Source organism: Vibrio maerlii, from assembly GCF_003415655.1.
GTDB lineage: Bacteria > Pseudomonadota > Gammaproteobacteria > Enterobacterales > Vibrionaceae > Vibrio > Vibrio maerlii.
Genome location: NZ_QRHC01000005.1, coordinates 98,044 through 109,843, shown reverse-complemented (window position 1 = coordinate 109,843; position 11,800 = coordinate 98,044). Strand labels below are relative to the sequence as shown.

The window sequence follows — 11,800 nt, the reverse complement described above, 5'->3', positions numbered from 1 at the left end:
AAAATATAACAATGAAATCCGCAAAAATATTTATCAATTAATACGATTTAGTTTTTTAGGACAAAATAATAAATACTTTTTTACGTAACTAACCGATATAACCGCACACTAATTGTGAAATTAAATGAATAACTCACACTTTCAAAAAACAACTGAAGTCGAAAGGTTAGTGGTAGTAGTTTCATATGTACATCGAAGGACTCAAACGATTTAGTTGTTAAGGGTTGCAATACTGATTCGGATCGGTAGAATGGCGGCCACCTAATGCAAGTTAGTAGTTAATCAATTGTAAAAACGATGTTTTTTTAGTGATATCTACTAATCTTGATGTAGAGGCGCAGTAATAAATAGTAAACTTTGTTGGGGTGATGCCAAAGAACAAAGTGGAAAGGTCTTACTGCCGAAGCAGCATTACTCATCAAAGTGTGTTGCTGGGGTTGTATCAAATAGGTACAACACTGCCATAGTCTATTGTTGTTAAACTATGGAGCGCTACTGTAGGGCAGGGAAAAGCAATCGCTTTCCTTCCGCTAATTTCAACAAGTCTTACGCTATAGGCGTAATTTGTCTGCAGTAGATCTCTAGCCAAACTTGGTTTTTGAAGATCATGAATTTAATTGATTTCGCATCATCTCCTATCTCATTGTTGCCTCCAGTGGTAGCTCTGACTCTTGCGATCGTAACACGTCGTGTACTTGTTTCTCTGGGCGTAGGTATTCTCCTAGGCGCAATCCTTCTTGCTGATTATTCAATTGGCGGTGCACTAAGCTATACATTTGAAAAAGTATCAGGTGTCTTTATTGAGGACGGTGGTATTAACTCATGGAACATGAGTATAGTCGGCTTCTTATTGCTACTAGGTATGATGACAGCATTGCTGACATTGTCAGGTGGTACTCGCGCATTTGCTGAATGGGCACAAGTTCGCGTTAAGAGTAAGCGTGGTTCTAAACTTCTTGCTGCATTCCTAGGCGTATTCATTTTTGTGGACGATTACTTTAACAGCCTAGCAGTGGGGTCGATTTCTCGTCCTGTGACAGATCGCTTCTACGTATCACGTGCAAAGCTTGCCTACATTCTTGACTCAACGGCGGCGCCAATGTGTGTGCTTATGCCAGCATCAAGCTGGGGTGCATATATCATGACGATTATCGGTGGCATCTTGGTGTCTCACGGTATGACGGATTACTCTGCGTTGGGTGCCTATGTTCGTCTAATTCCTATGAACTTTTACGCAGTATTCGCGCTACTGATGGTGTTTGCTGTTGCATGGTTCAAGCTAGACGTTGGTCAAATGCGTCGCCACGAGATCGAGGCATCTCAAGGTCGTGGTTTTGATGAAGGCAATGACTCTCAAGCAGCTCACGACCTAAACGAAGAGCTGGATATTGAAGAAAGCTCTCGTGGCTCTGTGGCTGACCTAGTAATGCCAATCGTATCACTAATCGTTGCGACAGTAGCCGCTATGCTTTACACCGGTAACCAAGCGCTTGCGTCTGATGGTCTTGCATTTAATCTTCTTGGCGCATTCGAGAACACTGATGTAGGTATGTCCCTTATCTACGGTGGTGTCATCGGCCTTGCTGTTGCTCTACTTACTGTATTGAAGCAAAAACTACCGGCATCTGACATCGCGAAAACCTTGTGGATCGGTGCGAAATCTATGTTTGGCGCTATTCTAATCTTGGTATTTGCATGGACTATCGGTTCAGTCATCGGTGACATGAACACCGGTGCTTACCTATCTTCTCTAGTACAAGGCAACATTGACCCTAGCTGGTTACCAGTTATCCTGTTCCTACTGTCTGGTCTAATGGCGTTCTCAACGGGTACTTCGTGGGGTACGTTCGGTATCATGCTTCCTATCGCTGGTGACATGGCGGGTGCAACAGACCTAGCACTAATGCTTCCAATGTTAAGTGCTGTACTGGCAGGTTCTGTTTTTGGTGATCACTGTTCTCCAATCTCAGATACTACGATTCTGTCTTCGACGGGTGCGCGTTGTAACCACATCGACCACGTTGCTACACAGCTTCCATATGCAATTTCAGTAGCGATTGTTTCTTGTATTGGCTTTATCGCTCTAGGTATGACTTCATCAGTTGCTATTTCTTTCGCAGTAGCATCGGTTGCATTCGTCATCACTTGTTTCGTACTGGCAAGCATCTCAAAGTCAAAAATGGCTAGCTGTCCAAGTGCATAAATAAGAATCCCTAACGGTTCTTGAGTAATCTTCAGGCTCTGCAATTTCTATTGCAGAGCCTTTTTGTATTGAAGATTTAAATCGCTTTTTACTGAACTAAAAATTAGTTTAAAAAAAGGTGAATTAGAGGTTGAAAAACCTAACCAGCTTAGTTAGTGTGGTTATCAAGAAATCGAACTGGTTAACAAAAACTGTTCGTTGAGAAGAGAGAATTATTATGCGCAACTTTGTAGTGAAACATCATCACCATCATCACCCAGTCTAGTCTTTCGGGAGATGCGCGCATACTCGGGGGATAGGAAAACTCCCGAAGGTTAAGTCAAAAGAAATCAGATTTAGGCCCTTGGGAGAAACAAGCTTCCAAGGGTTTTTTCGTATTAGGGTATTCATTTTTACCGATTGTAAATGAAGCCAAATAACAACAAGATTTAACAAAATTGAATTTGCACAGGGAAATAGTTATGCAATCACAACGCCTAAGAATCGCAATCCAAAAGAAAGGCCGTCTAAGCAAAGAGTGTCAAGACTTGCTTAAAAAATGCGGTGCGAAATTCAACATCATGGGTGAACGTCTTGTAGTTCACGCAGAAAACATGCCTATCGATCTTCTCCTTGTTCGTGATGACGATATTCCAGGCCTAATTATGGATGGTGTGGTTGACCTTGGCTTTATCGGTGAGAACGAACTGGAAGAAGTTCGCCTAGACCGTAAAGCACTCAGTGAACCTTCAGAGTTCGTTCAACTTCGTCGCCTTGATTTTGGTGGTTGTCGTCTGTCTATCGCAATCGACAAAGACGAAGAGTACAACGGCCCACAAGACCTTGCAGGCAAGCGTATCGCAACCACATACCCCCAACTTCTTAAAGCTTACATGGACGAGCAGGGCGTACCGTTCTCAACTTGTATGCTAACTGGTTCGGTAGAAGTCGCTCCTCGTGCTGGCCTTGCTGATGCTATCGCTGACCTTGTTTCTACGGGTGCTACGCTAGAAGCAAATGGCCTGAAAGAAGCAGAAGTGATTTTCCAATCTAAAGCGACTCTAATCCAACGCGTTGGTGAGTTCGATGCAGACAAGCAAGCGCTAATCGAGAAGCTTCTGACGCGTATGCAAGGCGTTCAGCAAGCGAAAGAATCGAAATACATCATGCTACACGCGCCAACCGATAAGCTAGAGCAAGTGAAAGCGCTGCTTCCTGGTGCAGAAGACCCAACAGTGCTGCCTCTATCAATGGACACTGAAAAAGTGGCTATCCACCTAGTAAGTACCGAGAATTTATTCTGGGAAACGATGGAGCAGCTTAAAGAACTTGGTGCGAGCTCAATCCTTGTTCTTCCTATTGAGAAGATGATGGGGTAAGTACGATGAGAACGGTTGTATGGCAGTCGCTGAGCGAATCTCAGCAAGATTCTATCCTAGAGCGTCCAGCGATTACGGAAGGCGCGAACATTACTGCAGCGGTTTCTGAAGTTATCGCTAAAGTACGCGCAGAAGGTGATGCAGCGTTATTTGAACTAACAGAGAAATTCGATCGCGTTAAGCCCGAGTCGATCTGTGTTTCCACACAAGAGATTGAAGACGCGTCGGCTCGTCTTACCGATGAAATGAAGCAAGCGCTTGAACAAGCTTATTCAAACATTTCGACTTTCCACAAAGCACAGAAGCCACAGCCAATTAAGGTTGAGACTCAACCGGGTGTGGTTTGTGAGCAAGTGACACGAGCGATTCAGAAGGTTGGTTTGTACATTCCTGGTGGTAGTGCACCACTGCCATCAACGGTTCTAATGCTTGGCGTACCAGCTAAAATTGCAGGTTGCCAGAAAGTGGTGCTTTGTTCTCCACCGCCAATAGCTGATGAGATTCTTTACGTAGCTAAGCTGTGTGATATCGATGAAGTGTACAACGTTGGTGGTGGTCAAGCGGTTGCTGCAATGGCTTATGGCACTGAGAGCGTATCTAAAGTCGATAAGATCTTCGGCCCAGGTAACGCATACGTGACAGAAGCGAAACGCCAGGTAAGTAATGACTTCCGCGGCGCAGCGATTGATATGCCAGCTGGTCCTTCTGAGGTTTTGGTAATTGCAGACGAAACTGCGGATGCGGATTTCATCGCGGCAGACCTACTTTCTCAAGCAGAGCACGGCCCTGATTCACAAGTGGTACTTGTAACACCATCACCGATTGTAGCAGACCAAGTCACCGACGCGGTTCAGCGTCAACTGAAAGAGCTGTCACGAGCAGACATTGCAGAGAAAGCGCTGGCATCAAGCTTAATCATTATTGCTGAGTCGCTGACTCAAGCGATCTCGATTTCAAACTTCTATGGTCCTGAGCACCTAATTGTTCAAACTAAGAACCCACGTGAGCTGTTGCCTCTTCTAGACAACGCAGGCTCTATCTTCTTAGGTGACTGGTCTCCAGAATCAGCAGGTGATTATGCTTCAGGTACCAACCACGTTCTTCCTACTTACGGTTACACCAAAACCTACTCTAGCCTTGGTTTAGCTGATTTCTCGAAACGCATGACGGTTCAAGAGTTGTCAGCAGATGGTTTACGTAACCTTGCTCCAACGGTCGTTACTATGGCTGAAGCGGAAGGTTTGGATGCACACAAACGTGCCGTGACGATTCGCGTAGAAAAGCTAGCAAAGCAAGGTTAAGGAAGAGCGACATGGAAAAGTTAGCACGCAAACAAGTTCAGGCATTGACGCCATATCTCTCTGCTCGCCGCATCGGTGGTAGTGGTGACGTGTGGTTGAACGCTAATGAATCGCCATTCGATAACGAATATAAGACGGATTTTGCTCGTCTTAATCGTTACAGCGAATGCCAACCAAAAGAGTTGATCGAAGCTTATGCAGCATACGCTGGTGTGAAGCCCGAACAAACTCTGACTTCACGTGGCGCAGATGAAGGTATCGAACTTCTTATTCGTGCCTTCTGTGAGCCGGGCGAAGATTCAATTCTTTACTGTCCACCGACATATGGAATGTACTCAATCAGTGCTGAAACCATTGGTGTAGAACGTAAAACCGTTCCACTAACTGCGGATTGGCAGCTTGATCTTAAAGGTATTGAAGAAAACCTAGATTCAGTGAAGGTTATCTTCGTTTGTAGTCCAAATAACCCAACGGGTAACCTAGTTAATCGTGACGACATCGTTTCGTTGCTAGAGATGACAAAAGATCGTGCAATTGTTGTGATGGACGAAGCCTATATTGATTTCTGTCCAGAAGCGTCAACCAAAGATCTTCTCGATCAATACTCGAACCTCGCGATCTTACGTACACTGTCAAAAGCCTTTGCGCTAGCGGGCCTTCGTTGTGGTTTCACACTAGCTAATGAAGAGCTAATCAATGTTCTACTTAAGGTGATTGCGCCATACCCTGTGCCTATCCCTGTTGCAGATATTGCAACTCAAGCGCTATCTGAAGCTGGCCTTGCGCGTGCGAAATACCAAGTAGCTGAGCTGAATGCGAATCGAGCTTATTTACAAGCAGGCCTATCTATTCTTTCTGATAAAGATGGGCATGAAGGCTTAGAAGTGTTTGAGGGTTGGGGTAACTATCTACTGGTTAAATTCCCTCAAGGCGACGAGCTTTTCAAGGCCGCTTGGGATACCGGTATTATCCTGCGTAATTCACCAATCGAAGATTGCGTTCGCATCAGTGTTGGTAGCCGCGAAGAGTGTGAGAAAACACTCGGCTTTATTAGAAATTACTATCAATAAAACGATTTAATTAAGAAAAGATTTCGGTTCTTATCCGTTGTAAGAGCCTTCAAATTTGCAATAAGGAAGTTCAAGTGAGTACACAACAGAAAATTCTATTTATCGACCGTGATGGCACGCTTATCGTTGAGCCACCGGTGGATTTCCAAGTTGACCGCTTAGATAAACTCAAATTAGAGCCGTTTGTTATTCCAAGCCTATTATCACTGCAAGATGCAGGCTACCGCCTAGTGATGGTAACGAACCAAGATGGTTTAGGTACAGACAGCTACCCACAAGCAGATTTTGACGCACCGCACGACATGATGATGGAGATCTTTGAGTCTCAGGGTGTGAAGTTTGATGATGTGCTTATTTGTCCACACTTTGACGAAGATAACTGCTCATGCCGCAAGCCAAAACTAGGTATGGTGAAAGAGTACCTTCAAGGTGGCAAGGTTGATTTTAAACACTCAGTAGTGATTGGTGATCGCCAAACAGACCTTCAGCTTGCTGAGAATATGGCAATTCGAGGTATCCAGTACAACCCAGAAACGATGGGTTGGAAGCAAATCCTGAAAGACCTAACAGTCAATGCGCGTAAAGCGGAAGTGGTTCGCACGACGAAAGAAACCGACATTAAGGTGTTTGTTAACCTTGATGAGCAGGGCGGCAATGAAATCACAACCGGCCTTGGTTTCTTCGACCACATGCTAGATCAAATCGCGACACACGGTGGCTTCCAAATGAAGTGTAACGTGGTTGGTGATCTACATATTGATGATCACCACACCATTGAAGACACAGCGCTTGCGCTTGGTTCTGCTTTGAAAGAAGCACTAGGCGACAAGCGTGGTATCGGCCGTTTTGGCTTTAGCTTGCCAATGGATGAGTGCTTGGCACAATGTGCGTTAGACCTTTCTGGTCGTCCTTACTTGAAATTCGAAGCCGAGTTCAGCCGTGAGCAAGTGGGTGACCTTTCAACTGAGATGGTGGTTCACTTCTTCCGCTCACTAACCGACACTTTAGCTTGTACGCTGCACCTTTCTTCTGCGGGCAACAACGATCACCACATCATTGAGAGCCTATTTAAAGCCTTTGGCCGCACCATGCGTCAGGCAATCAAGGTAGAAGGTAACGAGCTGCCAAGTAGCAAAGGAACGCTTTAAAAGCGAAAGGATTGAATAATGAAAGATCAAAAAGTCGTCATTATTGATACAGGGTGTGCCAACGTTTCATCGGTAAAGTTTGCGATTGAACGTCTGGGCTACCCAGTAACTATTTCAAAAGAGCCAGAAGTGGTACTGGATGCAGATAAACTGTTTCTACCAGGTGTGGGCACCGCAAGTGAGGCGATGAAAAACCTTGCTGAGCGTGACCTCATTGAACTGGTTAAAAAGGTGGAAAAGCCACTACTTGGTATCTGCCTCGGTATGCAACTGCTAGGAAAAGTTTCGCAAGAGAAGGGCCAAAAAGCGGATGAGCTCGTTGAATGTCTTGGCCTTTGTGAAGGCGAAGTGAAATTGCTAGAAACGGGCGAGCTTCCATTGCCACACATGGGCTGGAACACAGTGAAAGCGAAACCTGAGCACCCGCTGTTTAAAGAGATTGAAGAAGGTGAGTACTTCTACTTTGTACATAGCTTTGGTATGCCAGTAGGCGATTACACCATTGCAGAGTGTGAGTATGGCAAGCCATTCACCGCTGCTGTTCAAAGCGGTAACTACTATGGTGTGCAGTTCCATCCAGAGCGATCTTCAAAAGCCGGCTCTAAACTGATTCAGAATTTCCTAGAACTGTAGTTCGCTAGGGTAAACCGATCCTGAGGATAAGGACATAACGAAGTGATTATTCCAGCACTAGATTTAATCGAAGGTCAGGTAGTTCGCCTTTACCAAGGTGACTACGGCCAAGTAACAGAATACAAGGTTGACCCTGCAGAGCAGTTCAACCTATACCACCAAGCAGGTGCAGGTTGGTTGCACCTTGTTGACCTAACCGGTGCGAAAGACACCACGGCACGTCAGCTAGATCTAATCGCGAAGCTGCTTGCTAGCACGCCTGCAAACATTCAAATTGGCGGCGGTGTTCGTTCTGAGCAAGACGTAGTAGACCTTCTAGAAGCGGGCGCCCAACGCGTAGTGGTTGGCTCAACAGCAGTTAAACAAACTGAGCTTGTTAAAGGATGGATGGAAAAGTACGGCGCAGAGAAAATCGTTCTTGCACTGGACATCAACATCGATGAAAACGGCACTCGCAAGGTTGCGATTTCTGGGTGGCAAGAAGACTCAGGTGTAACAATCGAAGCGCTAATCGATGACTACCTAACCGTAGGCCTTAAACACGTGCTTTGTACTGACATCTCGCGTGATGGCACACTCGCCGGTTCAAACGTTGAGTTATACGTTGACCTATGTAAGCAATACCCACAGGTTCAATTCCAGTCTTCAGGCGGTATTGGTTCACTCGCAGATATTGAAGCACTAAAAGGCACAGGCGTATCTGGTGTGATTGTTGGTCGCGCGCTTCTAGATGGTAAGTTCACAGCAGAGGAGGCATTTGCATGTTGGCAAAGCGAATAATCCCATGTCTGGACGTCCGTGATGGACAGGTAGTGAAGGGCGTTCAATTCCGCAACCACGAAATCATTGGTGACATCGTGCCTCTTGCGCAGCGTTACGCCGAAGAAGGTGCAGATGAATTGGTCTTCTACGATATCACCGCATCAAGTGATGGCCGTGTGGTCGATAAAAGCTGGGTTCAGCGCGTCGCAGAGGTTATCGATATTCCCTTCTGTGTGGCTGGTGGTATCAAGTCAGCTGAAGATGCGGCACGTATTCTTGAATTTGGCGCAGACAAGGTTTCTATCAATTCACCTGCATTGGCGAACCCTGAGTTAATTACAGAGCTCGCCGATAAGTTTGGTGTGCAATGTATCGTAGTGGGTATCGACTCCTACTACGACAAAGAAACAGGCAAATATCAGGTTTACCAATTCACTGGTGATGAAGCGCGAACCAAGGCGACCCAATGGGAAACCAAAGATTGGGTGCAAGAAGTGCAAAAGCGTGGCGCCGGTGAAATCGTACTTAACATGATGAACCAAGATGGGGTGCGAAACGGTTACGACCTAGAGCAGCTGAACATGGTTCGTGAAGTGTGTAAGGTACCACTTATTGCATCAGGTGGTGCAGGTGCAATGGAGCACTTTGCTGACGCTTACAAGCAAACCAACGTAGATGGTGCTCTTGCGGCTTCCGTATTCCATAAGCAAGTGATCAACATCGGTGAACTTAAACAATATCTAAAACAACAAGGTGTAGAGGTGCGTCTATGAGTTTTGCCACCGCAGAAGTAAACACTCTGATTGAAAAAATTAATTGGGATAAGGTGGACGGCCTTGTTCCTGCGATCGTTCAAGATTTCCAATCAAGCCAAGTGCTAATGATGGGATACATGAATCAGGACGCATTGAAAAAAACGGCTGATACAGAGCAGGTAACCTTCTTCTCTCGAACCAAAGAGCGTCTTTGGACAAAAGGTGAAACCTCAGGCAACGTACTGCAGCTTAAAAATATGTCCCTTGATTGTGACAACGACACATTATTGGTGAAGGTGAACCCAATCGGTCCAACTTGCCACTTAGGTAACACGACGTGTTGGGACGTTGATCCTCAAGAAGAGAGCCAAATGGTGTGGCTTCATCAACTTGAGCAGCTATTGGCTGCCCGCAAGGACGCCGATCCTGAATCCTCTTACACAGCACACCTATATTCGCGTGGCACCAAGCGTATTTCGCAGAAAGTGGGCGAAGAAGGGGTTGAAGTCGCGCTTGCGGCGACGTCGGGTGACAAGGCGGAGCTAGTGTGTGAATCCGCAGACCTGATTTATCACCTAATGGTTCTTCTTCAAGACCAAGGCTTGTCTATGAATGATGTGGTCAACAAGCTGAAAGAGCGTCATAAATAAGAGAGTGTGAAAATGGACCCTGTCCTCTAGATAACTAGAGCGCTACGCTGCTGGAAAACTAGATATCTAGATTCTGGCAAACAAACGAAATAGAAAGAGGTTGACGTACACACGCCAACCTCTTATTTTTCTCTAGCTCTTTATATTCCTATTAAAATCCTCAGGTGCTCTCCAGCCATCCAATGGATTTGAACTCCCAAGCACACTGCCATTTGATTCGATCACAGATTTATACCAGAAGCCCGAATCTTTAATGGTACGTTTTTGAGTCGCGTAATCCACATGAACCAATCCGAAGCGTTGCAGGTAACCTTCCGCCCATTCGAAGTTGTCTAAGATTGACCACTGGAAGTAACCCATAATATCAACGCCAGAATCAGCTGCTTGTTTTAGACCAAGTAAGTAACGATTCAAGAAATCGATACGCGTGGTGTCATGAACCTTACCGTCTAGGCTAACCCAATCATTGGTACTTAAACCGTTCTCAGTGATGATCAAAGGTTTGTTGTAACGCTCGTAAAGGAACTGAGTAGTCCAGCGTAATGATTCCGGTGTTACTGGCCAGCGGAAATGCGTGTATGGGTAGTCGTTAGGGTATGGCACCACCTCTGGTTGACCATTTGCACCCATCTTAACTAATTCAGAGTTGTAAACGTTGATACCAACAAAATCGAGAGGTTGGCATATGATATCCATATCGCCATCTTTGACTTCGGGTGCATCATTGCCAAATAGTGCTAAACCATCTTGTGGGTATTCGCCTTTGAATGCCGGATCCATCCACCAAGTTGCGTTGAACATCTGGTCATCTACAACGTTAAAGGTTCGTTGACGAGCGGCTTCAATATCTTGCTCTGAGTTAGAAGCGGGTGCAGCGGTTCTAAAACATGGTGCAGCGCCTACTTTCGCTGGTTTTTTCGCTTCCTCTCGAAGAATTTTCACCGCCTTTCCGTGAGCTAATAATGCGTTATGCCACGCTCTGTTGACTTCTTTGGTGGCTAATTGTAACCCCGGTGCATGCATACCAGATTGATGGCCAAGACCAATAAAGCAGGCTTGTTCATTGAGAGTAAACCAGTTGCTGACACGATCGGATAGTTTATCAACAATCACACGGGTGTACTCTGCAAACCAATCGCTAGAGTCGTCATTTAGCCAGCCGCCCTTATGAAAGAGTGCCATTGGATAGTCCCAGTGGAAGAGCGTGACCCAAGGATCAATGCCATTAGCAAGAAGCTCATCGACTAAACGGTCATAGTAATCTAAGCCCGTTTGATTTACTTTCCCCGTTCCCTCTGGCATAACGCGGGGCCACATGATGCTCAGACGATACGCATCTAGGGAAAGGGATTTCATGATCTGGACATCTTCTTCATAACGGTTGTAATGATCACACGCGTTAAAGCCGGTATTACCGTCTAATACAAAACCTTTGCGTCGGGAACACATGTCCCATACGGAATCAGCACATCCATCTACGCCTTGAGTGTTGCCTTCAATTTGATAGCTGGCTGCTGCTGCGCCCCAAATAAAATCATCACGAAATGCCATTATTTTCTCCTTAGCCTTAATTTACATTTGCCAGTGTAGGGAAGTGAAAAAAGTAAATTCGTGAGCAAATTCGCATGGGTCTGTTATTTGTCTGAGCAAACAACAAATATCAATGGATGAGCACAATTCCAATCCTTAAATGAAACTAAAATGCTCAATGCATAGATTTTGCATTATATTTCAGTTGTTTGCGCTGAAATGGTTAGTTTTTCTGATTTTGAATCTCTTAGTCAGTTCATTAATATTAGTTTCTCTTTATCTATCTGAATGAAAAGAGATTTGTGAGTTATATCCGGTGTAAGTTTCATGGTTTTCAATGAGATTGGGGGAGTGCTCTGAAATTGAGAAATTAATGTATGAGTTAATAGT

General features: G+C 45.3%; 10 protein-coding genes, 1 riboswitch and 1 other annotated feature. Of the genes, 9 read left to right on the top strand and 1 reads right to left on the bottom strand.

Translation table 11 applies throughout. From position 1 onward, the window contains the following. Nucleotides 1-322: 322 nt before the first annotated feature. Nucleotides 323-503, top strand: a riboswitch (Lysine riboswitch). Between the two features lie 104 nt (nt 504-607). The 9 genes from DPF91_RS10185 to hisIE all read left to right on the top strand — a co-directional run bounded on the left by DPF91_RS10185 (nt 608) and on the right by hisIE (nt 9,880). Beyond that, a complete protein-coding gene (locus DPF91_RS10185) occupies nt 608-2,203 on the top strand; it encodes a Na+/H+ antiporter NhaC family protein (protein WP_117234322.1) in 1,596 nt (531 codons plus the stop codon). Nucleotides 2,204-2,443: 240 nt separating this feature from the next. Continuing rightward, nucleotides 2,444-2,579, top strand: a sequence feature (His leader region). 85 nt (nt 2,580-2,664) lie between these two features. Continuing rightward, nucleotides 2,665-3,561 carry an ATP phosphoribosyltransferase gene (hisG, locus tag DPF91_RS10180; RefSeq protein ID WP_117234321.1) on the top strand — a complete coding sequence of 299 codons (897 nt, stop codon included), beginning with the start codon at nt 2,665-2,667 and terminating at the stop codon, nt 3,559-3,561. A 5-nt stretch (nt 3,562-3,566) separates the two neighbouring features. Beyond that, the gene (gene hisD / locus DPF91_RS10175; protein ID WP_117234320.1) at nt 3,567-4,862 is read left to right on the top strand and encodes a histidinol dehydrogenase; all 1,296 of its coding nucleotides are present in this window, start codon (nt 3,567-3,569) and stop codon (nt 4,860-4,862) included. Between the two features lie 11 nt (nt 4,863-4,873). After that, complete coding sequence (gene hisC, locus DPF91_RS10170; protein WP_117234319.1) at nt 4,874-5,932, top strand: histidinol-phosphate transaminase; 1,059 nt, start codon at nt 4,874-4,876, stop codon at nt 5,930-5,932. A 74-nt stretch (nt 5,933-6,006) separates the two neighbouring features. Then, entirely contained in the window at nt 6,007-7,080 is a 1,074-nt protein-coding gene (gene hisB, locus DPF91_RS10165; protein ID WP_117234318.1) for a bifunctional histidinol-phosphatase/imidazoleglycerol-phosphate dehydratase HisB, read from the top strand. Nucleotides 7,081-7,098: 18 nt separating this feature from the next. Then, entirely contained in the window at nt 7,099-7,713 is a 615-nt protein-coding gene (gene hisH, locus DPF91_RS10160; RefSeq protein WP_117234317.1) for an imidazole glycerol phosphate synthase subunit HisH, read from the top strand. Between the two features lie 42 nt (nt 7,714-7,755). Further along, a complete protein-coding gene (gene hisA, locus DPF91_RS10155; RefSeq protein WP_117234316.1) occupies nt 7,756-8,493 on the top strand; it encodes a 1-(5-phosphoribosyl)-5-[(5-phosphoribosylamino)methylideneamino]imidazole-4-carboxamide isomerase in 738 nt (245 codons plus the stop codon). Continuing rightward, complete coding sequence (gene hisF / locus DPF91_RS10150) at nt 8,475-9,248, top strand: imidazole glycerol phosphate synthase subunit HisF (protein WP_117234315.1); 774 nt, start codon at nt 8,475-8,477, stop codon at nt 9,246-9,248. The genes hisA and hisF overlap by 19 nt, the downstream gene beginning before the upstream one ends. Then, entirely contained in the window at nt 9,245-9,880 is a 636-nt protein-coding gene (gene hisIE, locus DPF91_RS10145) for a bifunctional phosphoribosyl-AMP cyclohydrolase/phosphoribosyl-ATP diphosphatase HisIE (protein WP_117234314.1), read from the top strand. The genes hisF and hisIE overlap by 4 nt, the downstream gene beginning before the upstream one ends. Nucleotides 9,881-10,012: 132 nt before the next feature. Here the strand turns inward: hisIE and DPF91_RS10140 are convergent, their stop codons facing one another. Beyond that, nucleotides 10,013-11,431, bottom strand: a complete 1,419-nt coding sequence (locus tag DPF91_RS10140) for a GH1 family beta-glucosidase (protein ID WP_117234313.1) — start codon at nt 11,429-11,431, stop codon at nt 10,013-10,015. Between the last annotated feature and the right edge of the window lie 369 nt (nt 11,432-11,800).